We start from the raw sequence: 23,684 nt of genomic DNA on the forward strand, positions 1-23,684 counted from the left end.
ATCATGAGCACATTTGATGGAATCGTCCCCGCAACCGACCAGGCCGACCAGGCCGACCAGGCCGACCAGGCCGACCAGGCCGATCAGGCCGACGCGGCCGCTCGCCAGGCGAATGCGAAGCGAGACAGCGGGGTGTCGCCCTCTGGCGCGCTCGCTGTCGATGCTCTCGACATCGACACCCTCGTGCTCGCGGCATTCGAGGCTGCCGGCGGTGACGAAGACGGCGTGACCGTCGATGTCGAACTCGTCGTGTTCGACATGGCCGGCACGACGGTGCGCGACGACGGCCTGGTCGAGCGGGCATTCGTGCTCGCCGCGGATCGCACGGGCATCACGAGCAACGACGAGCAGCGTGAAGAGGCCCTCGACTACGTGCGCGAGACGATGGGGCAGTCGAAGATCGAGGTGTTTCGCGCGCTGACCGGCGACGAAGAAGCCGCGGTGCGCGGCAACGAGGCGTTTGAGGTCGCGTACTCCGAGCTCGTCGCATCCGTCGGTGTCGAAGCCATCCCTGGTGCGGAGGAGGTCATGCGCGAACTGCGCGAAGGCGGTGTCAAGGTGGCGCTCACGACCGGATTCTCGCGGGTCACCCTCGACGCCCTGCTCGACGCGCTCGGCTGGCACGATGTCGCAGACGTGACGCTCTCACCGGCCGATGCCGGGCGCGGCCGCCCGTTCCCCGACCTGCCCCTGACCGCCCTGCTCCGCACCGGAGCAACGAGCGTCAGCACAATGGTCGTCGTCGGCGACACCGCCAGCGACATGCTCTCCGGCGTGAACGCGGGCGCGGGTCTCGTAGTCGGCGTGCTGAGTGGCGCGCACGACGAGGACGCGCTCGAGGAGGCCGGAGCGGATGCCGTACTCACGAGCGTCGCCGACCTGCCTGACCTGCTCGGGTTGCGCTAAACGCGGTCCGCGGTGCACTCCGCGGTCGCGCACTCACCCTCCCGCACCTGTTCACCGTCCGCGAGAGGTCGCAGAACGCCCCTTCGATCGCGTTCAAGGGGCGATCTGCGACCTCTCGCGGGGACAACGCCGTCTACCGCTCCACCGAGAAACACAGAACGAGGACCAGATGCACCAGTCAACACTCACCGGCCGCAGCGTTGATGTTCTGCTGCGCCCCGCTCCGCACGCCATGGTGTGGTCGGGTGTCGGGCAGCCGCACGATCAGCTGGCGGTTCCCGGCGTCTCTCTGGCCCCCGGCGATGTGCTCGTCGAGATCGAACTGGCCACCGTTTGCGGCTCCGACCTGCACACCGTGCGCGGCGATCGCGGGGCCGCGACACCGCTCGTGCTCGGCCACGAACAGATCGGCCGGGTCGTCGCGCTCGGCGAGAACGCGCGCACCGCGGTGGGCGTGCCGCTGGCGCTCGGCGACCGGATCGTCTGGACGGTCACCGTCAGCTGCGGCCTCTGCGACCGCTGCCGTGCGGGTCTCACTCAGAAATGCCGCACCCTGGCGAAGTACGGGCACGACCGCGTGCACCGCGGCTGGGAGTTGAGCGGCGGCTTCGCCACCCACGTTCACGTGCTCGCCGGTTCACCGATCGTGATCGTTGACGACGCGATTCCGGCCGAGGTCGCGGCACCGGCCTCCTGCGCGACAGCCACCGTCGCTGCGGCGCTCGCGGCGGCATCCGCTGTGGTGCCGTTGAAGGGCGCCACGATTCTCGTGTCGGGTGCCGGACTGCTCGGGCTCACGGCGTGCGCGATGGCGACGGATGCGGGTGCCTCGGTCATCGTCACCGATCCAGATCCCGCGCGGCGTCGCAGGGCCCTCGCGTTCGGAGCTGCGGCAGTCGCCGACCCGCTCGCCGCATCGGCCTCACCGACGGGGCTCGCGGCGGTCAGCGGCGGGATGATTGCCGCCGGCGCCGACGAGGTTTCGATCGCGCTCGAGCTATCGGGAGCACCGGCCGCCGTGCGCACGACGATTGACACCGTGGGCGTCGGAGGAGTCGTGATTCTGGTGGGCAGCGTGTCGCCGGGTGCGAGCGTTCCCCTCGACCCGGAGTCGATCGTGCGCCGCCTCATCACAATTCGGGGCGTGCATAACTACACCGCCACCGATCTCGAGCGGGCCGTCACCTATCTGGCCGGGGCGTGGCGACGCCATCCGTTTGCCGAGCTGGTCGGCGAGCGGTTCGCGCTGCACGACCTGGATGCCGCGCTCGAGCGCGCGGCGAAAGGTCACGACGTGCGCGTGGGTATCGATCCGCGGCTGGCCGACTCGAACGGGAACCCGGCCGAGTAGCGACCCGAGCGCCCAGGAGAGGCCGGGCGGTTTCGCCCGGCTCGCGCCGTGGTGTGCTTCGATCTGGCCTACTTCGAGCCGCCGGGAGGGCCGACGATCAGCAGCGTGGTCATGATCACGGCGATGCCGACGACGAACAGTGCGACCAGAGTCTTCGGGTGGTTCAAGAACCAGCGCAGCAGTCGGGACACCCAGGTGTGGTCGCGCGGGTCATCGGTGGCCGTCTTGCGCCAGACGCCCTCGAGCTTGCGGTTGCGGTCGAGCCAGATGTCGAACGGGATCGTGGCGTAGGGAACGATCGCGGTGAATACGGCGAGCACGATGAGCTTGAGGCTCCAGCGCTGGTTGACGCCGACGAGCACGGCGGTCATACCGTAGGTGATGAAGACGAACCCGTGAATCGACCCGGCGATGAGCACAGGGAGACCGCCGGCATTGCCGACGTATTTGAGCAGCATTCCCGAGATCAGGAGCGTCCAGGTCACCGCCTCCGCGATAGCAACAGTGCGGTAGAACAAGCGTGGCGACACGGGGCATCACTCCAGAAAAGGGCAGAACAAGGGGAAGGGGACTCTTCATCCTCGCAGTCGGTCGATGTGAAAGCATCGAACGAAAGTTTGAGCCGCGCGAAAGGTCGCAATCCGCCCCATGGATCGAGTTCAAGGGGCGGATTGCGACCTTTCGCGAGTCTCGCAGGTCGCAGGAACGCTACACCGCGACCCGCACCCGCAAGTCCTTGCGCAGAATCTTGCCGGAGCTCGACTTCGGAATCACCTCGATGAACTCCACCCGGCGCACCTTCTTGTGCGGCGAGACGCGCTCCTCGACGTACGCCATCACATCCTCGCCCGTCAGCACCGCGCCGGCCACGATCACCACGAACGCCTTCGGAATCTCCTGGCCATCGTCATCCAGCACCCCGATCACGGCCGCGTCGGCGATCAGCGGATGCGTCAGCAGCAGCGCTTCAAGCTCGGCCGGCGCGATCTGGTAGCCCTTGTACTTGATCAGCTCCTTGCTGCGGTCGACGATACGCACGACTCCCTCTGAGCTGACCGTGGCGATATCGCCGGTGTGCAGAAAACCCTCGGAATCGATCGTCTCGTGGGTCGCCTCGTCGTTGTTCAGATAGCCGAGCATGACGTTCGGCCCGTGCACAAGCAGTTCGCCCGGCTCGCTCACGCCCTCGGTCGGCACTGCGATCTCGGCGTCGGTTTCAGTGGAGATCAGCCTGCAGACCACGTTGGGAATAGTGAAACCGACCGAGCCGGCCGGCAGCTCGAACGCGTTCTGCGGAATCAGATGCGTGACCGGGCTCGCCTCGGTCATTCCGTAGCCCTGCAGCATCCGGCAGCCGAGCCGCGTTCCGACCGCGTCAGACAGGGCGGCGTCGAGCGGCGCGGCGCCCGAAAGAATCGTGTGCACGCTCGAGAGGTCGTAGGAGGCGACGAGCGGATGCTTCGCCAGGGCCACCGCGATCGGCGGGGCGATGAACACATAGCTGCAGGCGTGGTCCTGAATGATGCGCAAGAACTCGGGCAGCTCGAATTTCGCCATCGTCACCAGGCGGGCGCGCTGCTTGAACGCGAGGTTCAGCAACACGGTCATGCCGTAGATGTGAAAGAACGGCAGCAGGGCGAGGAGACGGTCTTCCGCCACCACGGTGAGCAGGCCGCGGGCTTGTTCCACATTGGCGACCAGGTTGCGGTGGCTGAGCATGACGCCCTTGGGACGCCCGGTCGTGCCGGAGGAGTAGGGCAGCACCGCCACATGGGTGGCGGGGTCGAACGTGACGGCGGGAGCATCCGCGCCTTCACCGAGCAAATCTGCGAGCGACGGATGCCCCGGCACGCCGTCGATCACGATGAGATGCTCCGCGTCAAGCCCGACCGTCTCGGCTGCCGGTTCGGCGGAGGCCAGCAGTGGCGAGATGGTGATCAACCAGGTCGCGCCCGAATCGGTGAGCTGGTTTGCCACATCTGCAGGCGTGTAGAGCGAGTTGATGGTCGTGACGGTAGCGCCGGAGCGCAGAATGCCGTGGAACACGCTCGCAAAGGCCGGAATGTTCGGGCAGAGCAGGCCGACGACAGTGCCGGGTCCGACCCCTCGATTGGCGAGAGCGCCGGCCACGCGATTGATCTGCTCGATCAAGGAGCGGTAGGTCATGCTCGCCCCCGTCGCCCCATCGACGATCGCCACCCGGTCGAGATCGGCGCCGGCCACCTCATCGAAGAGGTAATCGTAGATGCTGAGTTCGGGAATCTCGACGTCGGGGTAGGGACTGGTGAACACGAGCAATCTCCTTTGATTGGGTGAGCACAGTATGCCCGTTGCGCCCGGCAAAGCGGAGAAACTGGTCGCAGGTTTCCCGAATCGTGCATCACTGCATGCTTGCAGTGATGTATTATTGCAGTCGTGCAGAAAGATTGATTGCACCGAACTGCCGAGGACACAGAAACATGACGCAAGACGAACACGTCGGACTCCGTGATCGCAAGCGCCGGGAGACCCGCGCCCGATTGGAGGATGCCGCCGTCACGCTCGTGCTGCGCGATGGGTTGGAGCACACGACGGTCGACGCGATCAGCGAAATGGCTGACGTCTCACCGCGCACCTTCTTCAACTATTTCGAGAGCAAAGACGCGGCAATTCTCGGGGTGCACCAGATTGATTTCACCGACGACATGGTCGCGGCCCACCTGGCGAAGCATTCAGATCTGGATCCCGTCGAATCGCTGGTGCATCTGTTTCTGAACCTGCTCGGAGTGCCACTGTCACGTTCGACGATTCAACGGGACCGCATGGAGATCGTGCGCCGATACCCGCAGCTGTTGACCGGGCAGTTCAGCCAGGTGACGCAGATGGCCGAGAACGCCAAGAAGGCCGTGCGAGAGGTTCTCGCGGGATATCCGCAGTTCGCCGGCGACAGTTCCGACGACAGTGCCGGCCACGCGGCCCGGGCCGAGATCATGTTCGCCCTGTGCAGCACGGGCATGCGCCTCGCCATGGAGGAATGGGCCGCAGCCACAGCGGCAGCCGGCACCGACACCGGCACCGACACCGGCACCGGCACCGACACCGACACTCGCGCCGTCACTGACGTCGACGCCGCCCGCGAAAACATTGAACAACGAGCGATCACGCTCGTCAGAGAGGTAATTGAGAGACTGAAATGACCGAGACCATACCGGCGCCGCTCCAGGCGTCACCCGAAACCAAACGCCACATTCTTCTCGTCTTCGCCGGGCTCATGGTCACCATGCTGCTCGCGTCGCTCGACCAGACCATCTTCAGCACCGCGCTGCCGACCATCGTCGGTGAGCTCAATGGTGTCGATCACATGCTCTGGGTCACGACCGCCTACATTCTGGCGTCGACCATCATGCTGCCCGTCTATGGCAAGCTCGGCGACCTGATCGGCCGCAAGGGCCTGTTCATCGGTGCCATCGCGCTGTTCATCGCCGGTTCCATCGTCGGCGGGCTCGCCCCCGACATGACCTGGCTGATCATCGGCCGGGCCATTCAGGGCCTCGGTGGCGGTGGCCTGATGATCCTCTCGCAGGCGATCATCGCGGATGTCGTTCCGGCGCGCGAGCGTGGAAAGTACATGGGCATCATGGGTGGCGTGTTCGCACTCTCCTCCGTGGCCGGCCCGCTGCTCGGCGGTTGGTTCACCGAAGGCATCGGCTGGCGCTGGGCGTTCTGGATGAACATTCCCCTCGGAATTCTCGCCATCGCATCCGCCGTCATCTTCTTGAAGCTGCCGAAGTATGAGCATGCCAAGCCGCGCATCGACGTGGCCGGCATGGGACTGCTGGCCATTGCATCCACCTGCCTGGTGCTCGTTACGACCTGGGGCGGCACGACCTACGACTGGGATTCGCTGACGATCATCGCCCTGATCGCCGGAACCGTCATTGCCGGTGTCGCGTTCGTTCTGGTTGAGCGTCGCGCCGCCGAGCCGATCATGCCGCTGCACCTGTTCAAGGACCGCAACTTCAACCTCACCACGATCGCCGGTCTGATCACCGGTATCGCGATGTTCGGCGCCATGGCCTACCTCCCGACCTACCTGCAGATGGTGACGGGGGCCAACGCCACCGAGGCCGGCTTCCTGATGATCCCGATGATGGCGGCCCTGCTGATCAGCTCGATCGGATCGGGCGCCCTCGTCAGTAAGACCGGTCGCTACAAGTGGCTGCCGATCGTCGGAACCGCGATCGTGGCGATCTCGCTCCTGCTGATGTCGACGATGACTCCCGACCTGGCCGTGTGGGTGCTCTGCGCCTACCTCGCCGTGATGGGTATCGGTCTCGGCATGAGCATGCAGATTCTCATCCTGATCGTGCAGAACTCGTTCCCCGTCGCCCAGGTCGGCACGGCCACCGCATCGAACAACTACTTCCGTCAGATCGGTGCCTCACTCGGCTCCGCCGTTGTCGGCAGCCTGTTCGTCGCCCGGCTCACCCAGTTGATGACCGAGCGGATGCCCGCCACGAGTGGCGCGGGAGACGGCGGCTTGAACTCGCTCACCCCCTCGGTCGTCAAGGAGCTGCCTGATTCCGTGCGCGAGATCATCATCGGTGGCTACAACGACGCTCTGACGCCGGTGTTCCTCTACATGGTGCCGTTGGTCGTCATCGCGGTCGTGCTGCTCTGCTTCGTCAAGGAGATTCCGCTGGCGACCTCGATCGATCGTGGCCCGGTGGCTGGGTCGGCTGACGCTGGCGAAGCGGATGCAGCGGCTGATGCTGCAGATATCGACAGCGCTGAGTCAGTTGCCGTCGGCTTGGGTAGAGAGAAGTAAACAATCTCGTTGGTCGAGGAGGCCGCCCGCGATCGGGTCGAGACCTCGTGAGCCGATGTTCGAACTCAACCCGAGTTCAAGGATTGGCTCGCGAGATCTCGAGACGCGTGCTCGCAAGCTCGCGCGCTCCTCGATCAACGAAGTGGTCATTTGCCTAATAGACACTCGCTGGCGCTCGCTCCTCGAGCGCCGGCACGGAACAACACGAAGGCCCGGCGCTCATGCGCCGGGCCTTCGTTTTAACGGATTCTTTACTTGGTCGCGGTCTTCTTCCAGCCCGCGTAGAGCACCTTGTTGGCGGTGATCTTTGTCGTGAATACGAAGGGCTTCTTCAGTGCGGAGTCGCTGAACCAGCCGGTGAAGGCATAGCCGGTCGCCTTCGGGTTGGCGGGTTTCTTGGCGACGGAGCCGACGGTGACGGTCTGCTTCGTGATCGCAGATCCGTGGCCCTTCATGCTGAAGGTGACAGCCACGGCCTTCTTCCAGCCGGCGTAGAGGGTGGTGTTCTTGGTGATCTTCGTGGAGAAGCTGAACTTCGTCGCGGTTGCGGCGGAGTCGGTGTACCAGCCGGTGAACACGTAGCCGGCGGCCTTCGGGTCGGTCGGCTTCGTGGCGATGGTGCTGAGGGCGACGGTCTGCTTGGTGATCGCGGCGCCGTGGCCCTTGAGGTTGAAAGTGACTGCCGCCTTCCAGCCAGCGTAGAGCGTGGTGTTTGCGGTGATCGTCGTCGTGAATACGAACGGCTTCTTCAAGGCGGAGTCGCTGAACCAGCCGCTGAAGACGAAGCCGGAAGCTGTCGGTTTGGTGGGGGTTTTAGCGAGGCCGCCGACGGTGACGGTCTGCTTCGTGGGAGCGGTGCCGTGTCCCTTGATAGTGAAGGTGACGGTTGCAGTGTTCAGCTTCCAACCGGCATAGAGCGTGGTGTTTTCGATGATCTTTGTGCTGAAGCTGAACTTCGTGGTGAGTGCGGCCTCTGCGAACCAGCCCGTGAACGCGTAGCCGGAACGGGTCGGCGCGGCCGGGGCGGTGACGGTGGTGTCGTAATCGGTGGTGACGGCCGTGACGGTGCTGCCGCCGTTGCTGTTGAAGGTGACGGTGTGGGTGTCGAGGGTCCAACGGGCTTCGAGGGTGATGCTCGTGGTGATTGTCGTCGTGACCGTGAACCGCGTCGTAGAGGCGGCATCCGTGAACCAGCCGGCGAAGGTGTAGTTGGCCCGGCTCGGAGTGGGCAGTTCGATCTGAGCCGCGGAGAGAGTGCTCGCGAAGACGCGTGTGCTGGTGGTCGCGGGCGCGCCGGTGTAGGACTCGTTAAATGTGAGCTGGTAGCTGCGTACGGTCACGAGTGACTCTGGGTTGATCCATCCGTTGTTCACGATGGCGCCTGTGTTGACGATGGCACCCGTGCCGGTGAGAGTTCCGGTGTTGTTGATGGTTCCGGTGTTGTTGAACGTTCCGGTGGTCTCGATTGCTCCTGGCACGTTCACCGTGCCGGTGTTGTCAACCGTGGTGGCCGCGGGGATGCGCAGAGTGCTCCCCTCCGCGATGGTCAGCGTGCCGGCGTTGCTGAGGGAGCCGAAGGCCAGGCCGCCGCTGCCGGCGCCGATCACGTAAAACTGCCATCCCGGATCCGACTTGACGGTGACGTTGGCGTCGACGCCGATTGTGACGGGTCCTCCTGATCCGGACGGACCACCCCCGATCGCTGCAGCGTTGAGGCCACCGGTGGCGGTCACGGTTCCGCCGGCGATGGAGAGATTTGCGCCGGCTCCTCGTGAGCCGCCGCCAATTCCCGCCCCATTCTCGCTGCCGGTAGCGGTGACGGTTCCGCCGCTGATCGAGACGGATCCGCCTGCCCCGTTCCAGCCGCCGCCGATCCCCGCTGCACCGCCAGTGCCTCCGGTGGCGGTGACTGTTCCGCCGCTGATGGAGATGGTGCCGCCGCCATAGCCATCGCCGCCGCCGAGCGCCGCAGCGTTGCTCCCCCCTGTGGCGGTGACGCTGCCGTCGGTGATCGTGAGGTTTCCGCCCACCGCACCAAACCCGCCGCCGATCGCCGCGCCGCCGCGGTCACCGCCGACGAGGGTGAGGTCTCCTCCGTTGATCTGCACGGTCCCGCTGCTGCCGGTGTAGCCGCCGCCGATGGCCGCGCCTCTGAAGCCGCCGGTGACGACGAGGTCCCCGTTACCGGCGCTGGAGTCAGCGACCGTCAGCGTCGCGCGGTCGGGTACCCCGATGCCGGCCTTGAGATCTTGTCCCGTCACCTGCAGAGTGTGCCCGTTGAGGTTGAGCGCGACGCTCTTGCCGGCGGTGACAGCGATCGGCCCTTCGGTGACTGCGACCACGACGTCTTTGTTGAGGGCGACTTCGCCGCCAGCGGTGAAGGCTGCGGCCAGCGATGCAGCATCGGTGACGAGGGTGGCGGCGGATGCCGATGCGACCGGTGAGACGGTGAAGCTCACCGCGATCAGCGCCGCCGTTGTGCTCACCGCCGCGATCATCCGTCGCAGCGAGGTGCGTGGGGGATCGATGGTCGTCGTCAAACGGGTAATCGTCACGGTGTCTCATCTCGTTCGGCGGGCAAGCCGCTTCCGAGGCTAACGGCGCGAGCATTTCGCAGACAATGGACCTAGCTCCCCAGAAGGCCTGGCCCTCCCACCCAGAACGGGGATGCGGGGTAGGTGCGCATATCGACTGCGAGACGGCGGCTGACACCCACTCGGCATCCGCCTTCAGGTGCACTGGTCGTCCCTCGCACTGGGGACATCCGCGAGGCATCCCCTCCAAGGTGGCCGGGATAAACTCAAATCTGGAAGCGGTGCGAAACCCCCTGTTGGGTCGCACGTGGCCAGGGCAGCGGAGGCCTTCGCGCTCCGCACGACTCAGGGATGAGACATCTGTTTCGCCCGACGTCATCTGTGCGCCGGCCTGGAGATGATGCTGTCAGCAACGTCAGCCCCTGCCCCCAATGCCGCCGAGGGACGATTATGAACAGATTCACCAAGATCGCCGTCGCCGTCGTCGGTGGTGCAGCTGCACTCGCCCTCGTGCTCGGCGGCGGAGAGACTTTGGCCTCGTGGACCTCGTCGTTACGCGCCGAATCCAACACCATCACATCGGGCTCCCTCACCACGACTGCGAGCGTGGCCGCGCCGCTGACCACGACCTTCTCGGGCAGCGCGCTCTCCGCGACGGGCAGCTTCACCATTGCCAACACCGGAACGGTCTCGGGCGACTACAGCACCGCGGTGACCCTGGGCAACGGCTCGTCCGCCCCACTGGCAGGCAATATTGCACTGGCCGCTTGGCCGGTGGCGAGCGACACGGCGTGCACCGCATCCGCCACCCCCACGGCTTCCGTCTCTGGAACGCTCGCCGCGGCGCCCACCCTGACCGGATCGCTGCCGGCCAAGGCCTCGGTCGTCTACTGCCTGCGCACCACGCTCACCTCGGCAAGCGGCGTGAGCAGCGGGAGCACGGTTTCGGCGACGATCACCGCGACGACAACGGTCGGCGGGTGGACGAGCGCCGCGAGCAGCTCATTCGTGCAGACCCTCGCCGACGCCACCGTGCCAACCGTGCCGATGCCCGTTGACACGGGCACCTGGTACCAGCTCGTGAACACGAAGAGCAAGGCCTGTGTCGCCGCGAGTCCGTCGAGCGCCGGCAACGGATCTGAGATCTTCCAAATTCCGAAGTGCGGTCAACTCGGCGCGGCCAACGAATCCTGGCTCTTCACCGCCGCGGTCACGAACGGCTACACCACCGTCTCGAATGGCCTCGCCTCCTCCTCGCTGGTCTGGGGGCCGAACGGCGCATCGACGGGCGCCGGCGCCCAGATTCAGATGCAGACGGCCGTCGGCTCCGCCGCTCAACAGTGGAAACCCGTCAAACTGGGCACTGGGCTCTACCAGCTCGTCACTCTCGCAAGTGGGCTGTGCCTCTCGACCGACGGGTCGTCCTCCTACGGGTCTGCCATGCAGCAACAGGCGTGCGACAGCGCCAACACTGCTCAGACGTTCTCGCTGAACTCGACCGGCGTGACCATGACGCAGGCGACCATCCCGCCCAACAACGCTGCGGCCCTGAGCTGCACCTCGGACGGCTGGAATGCGTACGTCTCGTTTGCGAAACCGACTGACCCTAGCAACTCGACGACCTATCAGGTGACGGCGAACGGCGTCACGATCGCGACCGGAGTGAGCGACTGGTACCCGACCGCGCAGATTGCCCGCGACAACCTGCCATCCGTCACGTTCTCGCCCGGCCGGTACACCATCGTGATCACCCGAGTGCAGGCCAACGGAACCTCGACCCTCGTCGGCTCCGGCACGGTGGCTGTGGGACTGCCGACGAATCGCACGTATAACTGCGGTTGAGCACGTCCGGCGGGTTCGGGCCCCTGGCGGTGTACGCGCGCGCGTCATGGGTTGCCCATTTTTGCTAGTTCTCGCGACGGTTTACTAGCAAAAATGGGCGACCCAAGAGCGGGAACGACGGCGATCTGCGGGAACGACGGCGATCTGCGGGAACGACGGCGATCTGCGGGAACGACGGCGATCTGCGGGAACGACGGCGGATGAGACGCACAACGAAGGGCCCGGCTCAACTGCGCCGGGCCCTTCGTCACTGCAATTCGTACGAGCTACGCGTTGACCAGGGTCTGCGTGATCACCGAGGTGAAGAACGCGAGGCCGTCCACACCGGAGCGCATGGCAACATCCGTGTCGGGGCCGAAGCCGGGCTCGACCGCGTGCTCGGGGTGCGGCATCAGGCCGACGACGTTGCCGCGGGCGTTCGAGACGCCGGCGATGTCATTGAGTGAGCCGTTCGGGTTCACGTCGAGGTAGCGGAAGACGACCTGGCCTTCGCCCTCGAGGCGGGCCAGGGTGTCGGCCGAAGCGATGAATCCGCCCTCGCCGTTCTTCAGCGGAATGGTGATCTCGGCGCCGGCTTCGAAGTCGCCGGTCCAGGCGGTGGTGTTGTTCTCGACGCGCAGCTTCTGGTCGCGGCAGATGAAGGAGCCGTGGTCGTTGCGGATCAGGCCGCCTTCGAGCAGGTGCGCCTCGGCCAGCATCTGAAAGCCATTGCAGATGCCGAGCACCGGCATCCCCTTGTTCGCTGCGTCGATGACCTCGGTCATGATCGGCGAGAGGCTCGCGATGGCGCCGCAACGCAGGTAATCGCCGTAGCTGAACCCGCCGGGAAGCACGAGTGCGTCGACGCCGTGCAGGTCGTGGTCGCCGTGCCAGAGGGCGACGGCTTCGGCCCCGGCCAGACGGATGGCGCGCTGGGCGTCACGGTCGTCGAGCGAACCGGGAAAAGTGACGACGCCGATGCGCATTAGTTGCTCGCGGCTGCAGCCGCTTCCTCTACGACGTGGATGCCGACGACATCTTCGATGACGGAGTTCGAGAGCACCGTGTCGGCGAGTTCCTGAACCTCGGCGAGCACAGCAGCATCCACTGCCCCGTCGACGGTGATCTCAAAACGCTTGCCGACGCGCACGCCGGAGAATGTGGTTTTGCCGAGGCGACCGAGGGCGCCGGCAACGGCCTTGCCCTGTGGGTCGAGCAGCTCGGCCTTGGGCATAACTTCAACAACGATGGTCGGCATGGCGCACTCCGCAGGGCTCGAGAATGGGATGCCTCGATTCTACAGGCCGCCTTCGCCGTCGGCGACGCGTCCCTCCCGCCCCTGTTTCGCCGCTGAGGTGCCAACTTTTGCTAGTGGGCGGGCGGCGCAACTAGCAAAACTTGGCACCTCACGGAGGGTGGGGTGGGGCGCTAGCGTGCCCCGTGCTGCGCGTCGGCGGCCAGGATTGCGAGCAGCGCATCGCGGATCGCTGCCACGCCGGCATAGGTCTCGACATAGCTGGTCGACAGCGGCGAGAGGCCGATGCGCAGCGCCTCAGGCCCGCGGAAGTCGGGAATGACATCCTGCTCCCAGAGCACCCGGGTGACCTCTTTCATCGCCGGGTGCTGAATCGTGACGTGCCCGCCGCGCCGCGCGGGGTCGCGCGGTGACGCCACGATGACGCCGAGCGGCACCAGCCAGTCATCGACCAGGCTCATCGCGAACTCCGTCAGCCCGACCGATTTCGTGCGCACCGCGCCGATTCCGGCGGTCTCGATCATCGCGATGGTGTCTTGCATCGCGAGCATCCCGACGATGGCCGGCGTGCCACTCATGAAGCGACGGATGCCGGTGGCCGGCACATAGCTCGGCCCCATTTCGAAGATCGCCTGCGTTCCCATCCAGCCCTGAATCGGCTGCGCGAGCTCGCCCTGCAGGTCGGCACGCACGTAGCCGAAGGCCGGAGAGCCCGGGCCGCCGTTCAGGTACTTGTAAGTGCAGCCGACGGCAATGTCGGCGCCTGACGCATCTAGATCCACGGGCACCGAGCCGACGGAGTGGCAGAGATCCCAGAGCACCAACGCCCCGGCGTCGTGAACGATTGCGCTGATGGCGGGCATGTCGGCGAGAAACCCTGAGCGGTAGGCGACGTGGCTGAGCAGCACCAGGGCCGTCTGCGGGCCGACGACGGCGCGCACCTGCTCGGCAGTGACACCGCCGAAGGGGTCTGGCTCGATCCAGCGCAGGGTGAGGCCGCGTTCGGCGGCGATGCCCTCGAGCAGGTAGCGGTCGGTCGGAAAGTTGTCGGTGTCGACGACGATCTCGGTGCGGCCGGGGTGAGCAGGGCCGCTTCGAGCATCGACAGCGGCGCGGGCGAGCTTGTAGAGCGTGACGGTGGTCGAATCGCCGATGAAAACCTGGCCGGCGGCAGCGCCGAGCGCGGCATGCCCGAGCGCGTCACCGATTTTCAAGGGAAGCTCCATCCACTCTTCATCCCAGCCGCGGATCAGCCGGCTACCCCAGGCGTTGCTGAGAAAGTCGGTGATGCGGTCGACGCTGGCGCGAGTCGGTCGACCGAGGGAGTTTCCGTCGAAGTAGACGATGGGCGGAGGAGCGGTGTCGGGGTCGGTGCCGTCATTTTCGATTCCGACGAACGTGCCGCGGTAGTGCGCGAGGCCGTCGATGCGGTCTTTGCGGCGCGCGAAGTCGAGGTGCGGGTCGCGTGGGCCGGGTTTCGGGGCATCCGTTGCGCCGTCGTGCCCGGCATCATGCGCTGCGGAGTGGCTGGCGGTGCTGGAAGTCATTGCAGGTCCTCGAGTTCGAGTCGACTGACGGCGCGTGCGGTGCAGAGCCAATCGACGAATGCTGACGGATCGCTCGGGCGAGCGCCGGGAATGAACGTGATGCGAGAAGGGTGGATGTCGGCCTGGTTCGGGATGTGAGCCGGTTGCTGAGTGTGAGCCGCGTTCTGTGCGAGCCCATGGCCGAGCCCACGGTCGGTGAGCGCGGCGAGCACCTCCTCGGGTGACAGCCCGACCGCAAGCAACGCTTCGACCTCGCGTCGGTTCAGCCCGGTCGGCAGCGGGCCGTTGCCGAGGTCGGTGCCGTAGAGCACGCGGCCGCCGGCCAGATGAAACCGACGCAGATTGTCGGACGCGACAGCGAACTCCTCAGTGGGATCGCCCCAGCCGTGAATGTCGAGAGTGCTGATCCAGGTCATCGAGACGGCCATTGCGGCAATCATTCCATCGGGCAGCCACTCGCTGAACGGAGTGTGCGCGAACACATCGACCCCGGCGGCAAACGCGCGCTCGGCCTGGCCGCGACCCTGAGCATGAGCGACAACCGGCAGGCCGAGCGCGTGCGCCCGGTCGACGATCGCGGCAAGAATCTCGTCGTCGACCACCGGACCGGTCTCGGAGTTGAGTGCGATCTTGACCACGGATGCGCCCGCCGCCCGTTGGGTGTCGACGGCCGCCGTCGCATCCGCCACCGTTGCGATCTCGGCGACACTGCCCGCCGGCGTCCACGCTTGGCGTGCCGGGTACCCGCCGGGTGCCGTCAGAAACTGGTGGGCGAAAGCGATCTCCGGCAGGGGTTGCTCTGCCGCGTCCGCCGGGTATGCATTCGCCGAGTTTGACACTTCCGGTCGACTTTCCCCGGCGTACCGGGGTGTCTCGACCGGAACGGTCAAACTCGGCGCGGGTGACGCGGGGGCGGAGGTTGCGGGGGCCAGCGGCCAGCCACCCAGGTCGAGAACCCGCGCAATGCCGCCCCGCACCAAGAGCGACGGGTCGATCAAGGCCAAATGAACATGAGCATCCAGAAAGCCGGGGAGAACGGTCGTCGTCATGACCCGATTTCAGTGCGCACGGCAAACAGCTCGGGAAAGAAGGTCAACTCGAGGGCCTTCTGCAAGAAGGCGGCGCCGCTCGATCCTCCGGTGCCGGTCTTCATGCCGATGATGCGCTGCACGGTCTTCAGGTGGCGAAAACGCCAGAGTTGAAAGTTGTCTTCCAGGTCGACGAGCTCCTCGCAGGCCTCGTAGGCGGCCCAGTTCTCGCTGGCATTCTCGTATATGCCCCGAAAGGTATGAACGAGTTCCGGCCGCAGCACCCAGGCCTCGGTGACGTCACGCTCGAGGATATCGGCGGGGATGTCGAAGCCGGAGCGGTGCAGGTAGCGCAGAAACTCGTCGTAGATGCTGGGAGCCTCGAGCACCTCGGTGAGCAGGGCGTGCGCATCCGGATCGCTTTCGAAAACGCTGAGCATGCGGCGGTTCTTGTTGCCGAGAATGAACTCGACGGCTCGGTACTGGTAGGACTGGAAGCCCGATGAGTTGCCGAGAAAGTTGCGAAACTCGGCGTACTCGGTGGGGGTCAAAGTGGCGAGCACCGACCACTGCTCGGTCAACGTGCGCTGAATGTGCTTGACCCTGGCAATGCTTTTCAGCGCGGGGGCCAGCTGGTCGGCACGCAGCCAGACGGCGGCGGCGCGCAGCTCGTGCAGCACGAGCTTGAGCCAGAGCTCGGTGGTCTGGTGCTGAATGATGAACAGAAGCTCGTCATGGTGGACAGGCACGCTGACCGGTCGTTGGGCGCTCAGGAGCGTGTCGAGATCGAGGTAGGAGCCGTAGCTCATCCGGTCATGAAAGTCTGTGACGATTTCTGGATCGAACTCGCGCGTGTTTTTCTCGACGCTCATCGGCGCTCCATTTCTGAACTGGGCATGATGCAACGGCGGCAGTGCCCAATTCGGTTCCCTGCATTCTTGGGGTTCCTGGCGAGGGCCGCAAGGCAGTGGCTCCAAAATCCTTCACTCGAGAGGCGGCGGAGGGATTCCTCCGAGCTTACGCAGGTAGGCGATCTAGAATTATCCTCATGACATCGTCTGCACGCGCCGCCCAGGATCCGGCCCAGCCCCGGCGCAAAGACGCACGGCTGAATCGTGAACGTTTGGTGACCGAGGCGCGAGCGCTGATCGCCGAGAACGGAGTGGATGCGTCGCTCGAGGAGATCGCCCGACGCGCCGATGTCGGAGTGGCCACCCTCTATCGCAACTTTCCGAGCCGCGACGACTTGGTGCGCGCGCTCTACGACATCGCCCTGGGCGAACTCGGCACCGTGCGCGAAGAAATTGTCGCCGCTCCCTCAGCATGGGACGGCGTGGTCGTCTATGCCGAACGCGTCGCTGAATGGCTGGTCGCCGATCCGTCTCTCCCGCCGATTCTGCGACGGATGTCGGTGATCGACCCGAGCTATCGGCCGGCGGTCGAGTTCGAAACCTTCTTGACCTCACTTGTTGCCCAGGCCAAGCGCGATGGCGATTTGCGCGGCGATGTCGCAGCTGTCGATGTGGGAATGATCGTGACGATGGTCGGGTCACTCGGAACCCTCGGCGAGGGGTACAGCGGTCAGTGGCGCCGACAGCTGTCGATCGCACTCGACGGGCTGCGCGGGGCGGGGCTCGATCGGCCGAAACTGCCGGGTCGTCCGCTCAACGCCAACGAGTTTCAGGCAACGGTGCACGGCTTGACGCGGGGCGCCAAGCGGCGCTCGACCCGCGGGGCGGCGCGCGACTAGCGGTCTGCGTCGAGTCGAGCACCAGGTTCGGCCCCGTTTCGTTGATCGAGGAGCGCGCGAGCTTGCGAGCACGCGTCTCGAGATCTCGCGAGCCAATCCTTGAACTCGAGTTGCGTTCAAACATTGGCTCACGAGGTCTCGAGACGGCCGAGGGCGGCCTCCTCGACCAACGAAGATGGTCAAATTCGTCCACCACCATGCCGCGCAGCGGCCTCACCGCTCGAGACCCGGTGAGCCGATCTCTTGACGTGGGTTGCGTTTGAACGTCGGCTCACGGGGTCTCGAGACACTCGCTGGCGCTCGCTCCTCGACCACCGGAATGGTGATATTCGTTCACAACTATGCCGCGCAGCGGCCCCACAGCTCGAGATCTCGCGAGCCAATCCTTGAAATCGGGTTGCGTTCAAACGTCGGCTCACGAGGTCTCGACCCGATCGAGGGCGGCCTCCTCGACCAACGAAGATGGTCGTTTGGCGGCTACGCCGTGCGCACCCGGATCAGGTTCGACCACGGGTCGTCAAAGCTGAGGGTCTGGCCGTCGTGACGGGTTCCGACGCCGTAGTGGGACATCCGCTCGCCCAGTGCGCCGAGGTCGTCGCTCGACGGCACGACGATGTCGACCTGGCCGAGCCCGAGGGCGAGGCGGCGCTTGCCGGCGCCGGAGCTATTCCAGGTGTTCATGGCCATGTGGTGGTGGTAGCCGCCGGCCGAGACGAAGAGCGCGGAGTTGCCCATCTCTGCGGTGCTTTCGAAGCCGAGCTGGTCGACGTAGAACGCGCGGGCGCTCGCCACATCGCCGACCGAGAGGTGAACGTGCCCGACGACGGCGTGGCCGAATGACGGGTCGGTCTGGCCCTGCTCGGTCAGGTGTTCGTTGATGAAAGCGTTCGGGTCGAGGTAGAGAGTGGCCATTTCGATGGAGCCGTGGGTCCAGCTCCACGCGGTGCGCTGGCGGTCCCAGTAGAGCTCGATGCCGTTGCCCTCCGGGTCGGTGAAGTAGAACGCCTCGCTGACGAGGTGGTCGGCGCTGCCGGTGAAGGTGCCCGGATGCTTCGTCGCGACCGAGTAGACGGCTGCGGCGAGCTGTGCCTGGGTGTCGAACAGAATGGCGGTGTGAAAGAGGCCGGCCGCGCGGGGCTCTGGCGAGGCCAACTCTGGTGCGTGCTGCAGGATCACGATCGGCGTCGTTCCGCGGCCGAGCACGGCGACCGAGCCCTCGTGGCTGAGCAAGGTCAGCGTCACGGCATCGCGGTAGTACGCGATCATCGCATCGAGATTTCCAACGCGCAGGGTGACCGCGCCCATGCCGGTGTCAGCAGCCAACAGTTCATTCGTAGATCGAGCCATGCCAAGTTCAACGGATGATGTGGGCCAGGTATTCCGGCCTGTCGGCTCGGACTGCGGTCGGCCGCCCTGCTGCGCCGAGTTTGACAGTTCCGGTCGAGACTCCCCGTTAGAGCAGGGAAAGTCGACCGGAACGGTCAAACTCGGCGGGTTCGGCGGGTGAGCGCGCTCAGTCTTGGTGGAGCTGGATCAGGTTTCCGCAGCCATCGTCGAAGATGGCGGTCGTGCCCGCGGCATCCGTTGACGGTTCTTGCGTGAACGGCACCCCGAGCGCGGTGAGGCGCTCGAACTCGGCCTGCACGTCGGCGGTTCCGAACACGATGGCCGGCACGCCGAGCTTGTGCAGGCCCTTCTTGTAGGCCTGGGCGACCGAGTTGTCGCTCGGTTCGAGCAGCAGCCCGACGAGCGGGTCGTCGGGAGATTTCACGACGTAGAGCTGGTACTCCGGCATCGTCATGAGCTTTTCGAAGCCGAGCTTTTCGGTGTAGAAGTCGTATGCGGTTGACGGATCGTCCACGTGGATGCTGCACATTTTGATTCGCATGTTCAGCAGACTACGCGCACCAACCGACAGGAATCCCGATGGTGTCGCCGCGTTGCGCTCGGAGCGTAAGGCTCGCCGAGCTTGACCGCTGCGGTCGACTTTCCCTGGTGTGCCGGGGTGTCTCGACCGAAAGGGTCACACTCGGCGACGGAGCTGCGCCGCGGTCAGGCGAACCGATCAGGCCGAGGTCAGGCGCTCCAGCAGCTCGCGATAGCGCGCGGCCGTCTGCTCAACGATGTGGGCGGGCAGCAGCGGCGGGGTGCCGGTCTGGTCCCAGTTGGCGGCGAGCCAGTCGCGCACGATCTGCTTGTCGAAGCTCGCCATCCGCTCGGTCGGAGTCGTGCCGTTCTGCCACGCTGCGGCATCCCAGTAGCGGCTCGAATCGCTGGTGAGCACCTCGTCGCCGAGAGTGATCACACCTGTTTCGGGGTCGACACCGAACTCGAACTTGGTGTCGGCCAGAATCACGCCGGCCTTCTCTGCGATGGTTGAGGCCGTGTTGAAGATCGACAGGGAGGCATCGCGGAGCGCGGCAGCGGCATCCGCCCCGACGAGTTCGACGGTGCGCTCGAACGAGATGTTCTCGTCGTGCTCGCCCATCGGCGCCTTCCAAGCGGGGGTGTAAATAGGCTCGGGCAGGCGATCGCCGTTCTGCAGGCCGGCGGGCAGCGGGATGCCGCACACCGTCTGCGAGGCCTGGTATTCTTTCCAGCCGGAGCCGGTCAGGTAGCCGCGCACGACGCATTCGATCGGGAACATGTCGAGGGTCTTGCAGAGCATCGCGCGCCCGGCGACGGCCTCGGGGATGAGGCTCGCCGCGGTTCCATTGGCGATCGCATGGTCGGGAACGAGGTGATTGGGCACATCGACGAGCTGGTCGAACCACCACAGGCTGAGCGTGGTGAGCAGCTCGCCCTTGCCGGGGATGCCGGGTTCGAGCACGTGGTCGAAGGCGCTGACGCGATCGCTGGCGACCACCAGAATGCGGTTGCTCGGCGCGGACTGCACTGCGGCATCCGTGTCGCTGACCACGTTATCGGCCGTGCTCGGGGCGTCCGGAAGATAGAGGTCGCGCACCTTGCCGGAGTAGCTATGGCGCCACCCGGGCAGGTCGACGGCGACGGATGCGGGAGGCTGGTTCTCGATAGTCACGTCTCCATTGTCGCGCAACTGCGCGTACGCTACTGAAGGCCCCTTCCGCGGAGGGGATGCTCCGCTCGCAGGAGGGCCCCATGTCGGTGGCGCACGCGAGACTGGCAGCCGGCCCATCGTCGCCCGGCACCTGCCGGCATTCGCCCGGCATCACGCTCTTCAGCAAGGACTTTTCAATGCAAAACGTCGTCAGACCCTGGCCGGCCCTGTGGGCGCTCGTGATCGGGTTCTTCATGATCCTCGTCGACACCACCATCGTGTCGGTGGCGACGCCGGCGATCATCAGCGGCCTCAATACCGACATGAACTCGGTGATCTGGGTGATGAGTGCCTACCTGCTCGCCTACGCGGTGCCGCTGCTGATCACCGGGCGCCTCGGCGATCGATTCGGCCCGAAGAATATCTACTTGATCGGTCTCGTGGTCTTCACCGCGGCATCCGTCTGGTGCGGTCTGTCGGGATCAATCGAGATGCTCATCGCCGCCCGGGTGCTGCAGGGCTTCGGCGCGGCAATGATGACCCCGCAGACGATGGCCGTGATCACGCGCATCTTTGCGCCGGATCGTCGCGGTCAGGCGATGGGCCTCTGGGGAGCCGTTGCCGGTATCGCAACCCTGGCCGGGCCGATTTTGGGCGGAGTGATCGTCGACAGTATCGGCTGGGAGTGGATCTTCTTCATCAACCTTCCCGTCGGCATCGCCGCGTTCGTGATGGCCTGGCGCCTGGTTCCGACGCTGCCGACGCAGAAGCACCGGTTCGACATTCTCGGTGTGGTGCTGAGTGCGATCGGACTCTTTCTCGTCGTGTTCGGCATCCAGGAAGGTGAGAGCTACGACTGGGGCACGATTGTCGGCCCGATCACCGTCTGGAGCGTGATTGGCGCGGGAATCATCGTGCTGGCCCTGTTCGTCTACTGGCAGTCGGTGAACAAGGGCGAGCCGCTGCTGCCGCTCAAGCTGTTTAGAGAGCGCAACTTCTCGCTGGCGAACATCGCGATCTCAACCGTCGGTTTCGCCATCACCGGCATGGCCCTGCCGCTGATGATCTTCGCCCAGACCGTGCGCGGACTCACACCGACTCAGTCGGCGCTTTTGATGGTGCCGATGGCGGTGCTGGCCGGCGCGCTCGCCCCGGTCACGGGCAAACTCGTCGACAGGATCAACCCCAAGTGGGTTGCCCTGGTCGGACTGCTCTGCTTGGCCGGCGGCTTGTTCTGGCTCGGCGCGATTCTCTCGGCGGATGTTCCGCTCTGGTTGCTGCTGCTGCCGATGGCTCTGATCGGTGTGGCCAATGCCGGCATCTGGGCGCCGCTGTCGACCACGGCGACGCGCAACCTGTCGCCGGCCGATGCCGGAGCCGGTTCGGGCGTCTACAACACGACCCGTCAGATGGGAGGTGTGCTCGGTAGCGCCGGAATCGCGGCGATCATGCAGGCGCGGCTGCTGGCCGAGCTGCCGGCTGCGTCGAGTGACGCATCGGGTGCCGGTGCCGGTGCCGGTTCCGGTGCGGGCGCATCCGGTGCCCTGCCGGAGTTCCTGCACGCCGGATACAGCGCGGCCATGGGCCAGTCGCTGTTTCTGCCGGCGGCCGTCGCGCTGATCGGTGCGGTGGCGGTGCTGTTCTTCGTGAAGCCGAAGCCGGTGGCCTGGGGGCCGGGGGCAACTGGTGATGCTGCGGCCGCTGGTGGCGACATGCGGGCGGATGCCCCGGTGTCGGAATCGGTGCCCGCCAGCTAGCTCTCGCGGGCGGCCCCTCGTTGGTCGAGGAGCGCCCGGCGGAGTCGGCCGCGTCTAATTAGGTATATGGCCGTTTCGTTGATCGAGGAGCGCGCGAGCTTGCGAGCACGCGTCTCGAGATCTCGCGAGCCAATCCTTGAACTCGGGTTGCGTTTGAACGTCGGCTCGCGAGGTCTCGAGACACTCGCTGGCGCTCGCTCCTCGACCACCGGAATGGTGATATTCGTCCACCACCATGCCGCGCAGCGGCCTCACGTCTCGAGACCCCGCGGGCGAATAATCAGACGCGACCAGCGTTCAGAGGCCGGCTCGCGTGGTCTCGCCAGGCTCCCGCAGTCTCGGCAGGCTCGACCACCAGCGAGAGAGGGTGCCCAATTTCGCTTCTGAACTTCAGACTCATATGACTCTGAAGTTCAGAAGCGAAAACGCGCACCCAGATCGGGTCCGAGGCACGGCCAGCGTGGTCATGACCGCCGGTGCCTCGTTGATCGACCCTGTCGAGATCTGGACCGCGGCCACTCGGCCCGCCGAACTCAGTTCGCGACGCGCGCCGCGATGTCGGTGCGGAACTGACCGCCCTCAAGGCTGATCTGCCCGAGAGCGTCGTAGGCACGAGCGCGCGCATCGGTGAAGTCGCTTCCGACCGCGACGACGCTCAGCACGCGGCCGCCCGTCGCGACGAACGTGTCGCCGTCGAGTCTGGTCGCGGCGTGCGCGATCGTGACGCCGGGCACGGCGGATGCCGCATCGAGTCCGGCGATCGGGCGCCCAACGAGCGGCGTCTCCGGGTAGTTTTCGCTCGCCAAAACCACGGTCACCGCGACATCCGTTGAAAACTCGGGGCGGGCGACCGTGCCGAGCTCGCCGAGCGCGGCGGCCAGCAGCAGGCCGGACAGCGGCGTGATCAAACGCGGCAGCACGACCTGGGTCTCTGGGTCACCGAAGCGTGCGTTGAATTCGATGACGCGGATGCCGGCATCCGTCAAGATGAGCCCGCAGTAGAGCAAGCCGATGAACGGGGTGTCTTCGGCGGCCAGCTGGCGCACGGTGGGCAGGGCGACGGTTTCGATGATTTCGTCGACGAAGGCCTGCTCACTGCCGAACTGGGTGTCGAGCCAGGGCAGCGGGGAGTAGGCGCCCATGCCGCCGGTGTTCGGGCCGGCGTCGCCGTCGCTGAGGCGCTTGAAGTCCTGGGCGGGGGAGAGCGGCAGCACGTTGTGGCCGTCGCTGAGCAGAAAGAGGGAGACTTCTTGGCCGTCGAGGAACTCCTCGATCAGCACGCTGCCGTGCTGCAACCAATAGGTCGAGTGGGCGAGCGCAGCGTCGCGGTCGGAGGTGACGAGCACGCCCTTGCCGGCGGCGAGGCCGTCGGCCTTGACGACGTAGGGGGCACCGAACTCGTCGAGGGCCGATTCGGCCTCGGCGAGGGTGCCGGCGCGCACAGCGCGACCGGTCGGAACGCCGGCCTCATCCATGATGCGCTTGGCGAATGTCTTGCTGCCCTCGAGGGCGGCGGCGGCCTTGCCCGGCCCGAAGACGGGGATGCCGCGGGTGCGGAGCGCGTCGGCGACACCGGCGACGAGCGGGGCTTCCGGCCCGATCACGACGAGTTCGATGCTGTGCGCGATCGCGTAGTTGGTGACGGCATCCGGGTCGTTCGCGTCGAGCGCGACGACGGGAACGTCGGCGGCGATTCCGGCGTTGCCTGGTGCGGCGGTGACCTCGTGACGGGGCTCACCGGTGAGTCCTTCACGAAGCAGAGCGGTGATGATTGCGTGCTCGCGCGCACCAGAGCCAAGAACAAGTATTTTCACTGGTTCAGGTTACCGGATGCGACTGGTGGCGTTCCGTCGCTGGCGGTGGCGTCCTGGCGGTGGCGGGCGCATCCGTCTTTGACAGGGGGATTCGT

General features: G+C 65.8%; 19 protein-coding genes. 7 read left to right on the plus strand and 12 right to left on the minus strand.

The features are described from left to right. The first annotated feature begins 3 nt into the window (after positions 1 to 3). Both ABD791_RS14595 and ABD791_RS14600 read left to right on the plus strand, forming a co-directional pair. Positions 4 to 906: a phosphonatase-like hydrolase gene (locus ABD791_RS14595; RefSeq protein ID WP_345068032.1), complete on the plus strand. Its 903-nt coding sequence runs from the start codon at positions 4 to 6 to the stop codon at positions 904 to 906. Between the two features lie 169 nt (positions 907 to 1,075). Continuing rightward, on the plus strand, positions 1,076 to 2,257 hold the full coding sequence (locus tag ABD791_RS14600; RefSeq protein ID WP_345068034.1) for an alcohol dehydrogenase catalytic domain-containing protein: 1,182 nt from the start codon (positions 1,076 to 1,078) through the stop codon (positions 2,255 to 2,257). Between the two features lie 68 nt (positions 2,258 to 2,325). Here the strand turns inward: ABD791_RS14600 and ABD791_RS14605 are convergent, their stop codons facing one another. Together ABD791_RS14605 and ABD791_RS14610 are read right to left on the minus strand one after the other, a co-directional pair. Continuing rightward, positions 2,326 to 2,787 carry a DUF3817 domain-containing protein gene (locus ABD791_RS14605; protein WP_345068036.1) on the minus strand — a complete coding sequence of 154 codons (462 nt, stop codon included), beginning with the start codon at positions 2,785 to 2,787 and terminating at the stop codon, positions 2,326 to 2,328. A gap of 178 nt (positions 2,788 to 2,965) precedes the next feature. Continuing rightward, a complete protein-coding gene (locus ABD791_RS14610) occupies positions 2,966 to 4,549 on the minus strand; it encodes an AMP-binding protein (RefSeq protein WP_345068038.1) in 1,584 nt (527 codons plus the stop codon). Positions 4,550 to 4,716: 167 nt separating this feature from the next. On the opposite strand from ABD791_RS14610, the gene ABD791_RS14615 reads away from it, so the two are divergent. Together ABD791_RS14615 and ABD791_RS14620 are read left to right on the plus strand one after the other, a co-directional pair. After that, on the plus strand, positions 4,717 to 5,433 hold the full coding sequence (locus tag ABD791_RS14615; RefSeq protein ID WP_345068040.1) for a TetR/AcrR family transcriptional regulator: 717 nt from the start codon (positions 4,717 to 4,719) through the stop codon (positions 5,431 to 5,433). Continuing rightward, positions 5,430 to 7,064: an MDR family MFS transporter gene (locus tag ABD791_RS14620; protein ID WP_345068041.1), complete on the plus strand. Its 1,635-nt coding sequence runs from the start codon at positions 5,430 to 5,432 to the stop codon at positions 7,062 to 7,064. The genes ABD791_RS14615 and ABD791_RS14620 overlap by 4 nt, the downstream gene beginning before the upstream one ends. A 251-nt stretch (positions 7,065 to 7,315) precedes the next feature. Here ABD791_RS14620 and ABD791_RS14625 read toward each other — a convergent pair whose 3' ends face one another. Next, complete coding sequence (locus ABD791_RS14625) at positions 7,316 to 9,619, minus strand: InlB B-repeat-containing protein (protein WP_345068042.1); 2,304 nt, start codon at positions 9,617 to 9,619, stop codon at positions 7,316 to 7,318. A gap of 429 nt (positions 9,620 to 10,048) precedes the next feature. On the opposite strand from ABD791_RS14625, the gene ABD791_RS14630 reads away from it, so the two are divergent. Continuing rightward, positions 10,049 to 11,440 (plus strand): RICIN domain-containing protein, encoded by a 1,392-nt coding sequence (locus tag ABD791_RS14630; protein WP_345068044.1) that lies wholly within the window; start codon positions 10,049 to 10,051, stop codon positions 11,438 to 11,440. 266 nt (positions 11,441 to 11,706) lie between these two features. On the opposite strand, the gene purQ is transcribed toward ABD791_RS14630, so the two are convergent. The 5 genes from purQ to kynA form a co-directional block, all read right to left on the minus strand. Then, positions 11,707 to 12,405: a phosphoribosylformylglycinamidine synthase subunit PurQ gene (gene purQ / locus ABD791_RS14635; protein WP_345068046.1), complete on the minus strand. Its 699-nt coding sequence runs from the start codon at positions 12,403 to 12,405 to the stop codon at positions 11,707 to 11,709. Next, positions 12,405 to 12,677 carry a phosphoribosylformylglycinamidine synthase subunit PurS gene (gene purS / locus ABD791_RS14640; RefSeq protein WP_345068048.1) on the minus strand — a complete coding sequence of 91 codons (273 nt, stop codon included), beginning with the start codon at positions 12,675 to 12,677 and terminating at the stop codon, positions 12,405 to 12,407. The genes purQ and purS overlap by 1 nt, the downstream gene beginning before the upstream one ends. Positions 12,678 to 12,847: 170 nt before the next feature. Continuing rightward, positions 12,848 to 14,221 (minus strand): kynureninase, encoded by a 1,374-nt coding sequence (locus tag ABD791_RS14645; RefSeq protein ID WP_345068050.1) that lies wholly within the window; start codon positions 14,219 to 14,221, stop codon positions 12,848 to 12,850. Next, positions 14,218 to 15,270 carry an amidohydrolase family protein gene (locus ABD791_RS14650; RefSeq protein ID WP_345068052.1) on the minus strand — a complete coding sequence of 351 codons (1,053 nt, stop codon included), beginning with the start codon at positions 15,268 to 15,270 and terminating at the stop codon, positions 14,218 to 14,220. Before ABD791_RS14650 ends, ABD791_RS14645 begins: the two co-directional genes overlap by 4 nt. Further along, positions 15,267 to 16,121 carry a tryptophan 2,3-dioxygenase gene (kynA, locus tag ABD791_RS14655; RefSeq protein ID WP_345068054.1) on the minus strand — a complete coding sequence of 285 codons (855 nt, stop codon included), beginning with the start codon at positions 16,119 to 16,121 and terminating at the stop codon, positions 15,267 to 15,269. The genes ABD791_RS14650 and kynA overlap by 4 nt, the downstream gene beginning before the upstream one ends. A 176-nt stretch (positions 16,122 to 16,297) precedes the next feature. Here kynA and ABD791_RS14660 point away from each other — a divergent pair, with 176 nt between their 5' ends. Further along, positions 16,298 to 16,999 carry a TetR/AcrR family transcriptional regulator gene (locus ABD791_RS14660; protein WP_345068056.1) on the plus strand — a complete coding sequence of 234 codons (702 nt, stop codon included), beginning with the start codon at positions 16,298 to 16,300 and terminating at the stop codon, positions 16,997 to 16,999. A gap of 477 nt (positions 17,000 to 17,476) precedes the next feature. Here the strand turns inward: ABD791_RS14660 and ABD791_RS14665 are convergent, their stop codons facing one another. From ABD791_RS14665 to ABD791_RS14675, 3 genes are all read right to left on the minus strand, one after another. Next, positions 17,477 to 18,346, minus strand: a complete 870-nt coding sequence (locus tag ABD791_RS14665; protein ID WP_345068058.1) for a VOC family protein — start codon at positions 18,344 to 18,346, stop codon at positions 17,477 to 17,479. Between the two features lie 166 nt (positions 18,347 to 18,512). Further along, complete coding sequence (locus tag ABD791_RS14670; RefSeq protein ID WP_345068060.1) at positions 18,513 to 18,887, minus strand: VOC family protein; 375 nt, start codon at positions 18,885 to 18,887, stop codon at positions 18,513 to 18,515. 177 nt (positions 18,888 to 19,064) lie between these two features. Then, on the minus strand, positions 19,065 to 20,039 hold the full coding sequence (locus tag ABD791_RS14675; RefSeq protein WP_345068062.1) for a phosphoribosylaminoimidazolesuccinocarboxamide synthase: 975 nt from the start codon (positions 20,037 to 20,039) through the stop codon (positions 19,065 to 19,067). Positions 20,040 to 20,215: 176 nt separating this feature from the next. Here ABD791_RS14675 and ABD791_RS14680 point away from each other — a divergent pair, with 176 nt between their 5' ends. Beyond that, entirely contained in the window at positions 20,216 to 21,775 is a 1,560-nt protein-coding gene (locus ABD791_RS14680; protein ID WP_345068064.1) for a DHA2 family efflux MFS transporter permease subunit, read from the plus strand. Between the two features lie 533 nt (positions 21,776 to 22,308). Here ABD791_RS14680 and purD read toward each other — a convergent pair. Next, positions 22,309 to 23,589 carry a phosphoribosylamine--glycine ligase gene (gene purD, locus ABD791_RS14685; RefSeq protein WP_345068066.1) on the minus strand — a complete coding sequence of 427 codons (1,281 nt, stop codon included), beginning with the start codon at positions 23,587 to 23,589 and terminating at the stop codon, positions 22,309 to 22,311. Between the last annotated feature and the right edge of the window lie 95 nt (positions 23,590 to 23,684).

It is taken from the genome of Glaciibacter kafniensis, from assembly GCF_039538945.1.
Classification (GTDB): domain Bacteria; phylum Actinomycetota; class Actinomycetes; order Actinomycetales; family Microbacteriaceae; genus Cryobacterium; species Cryobacterium kafniensis.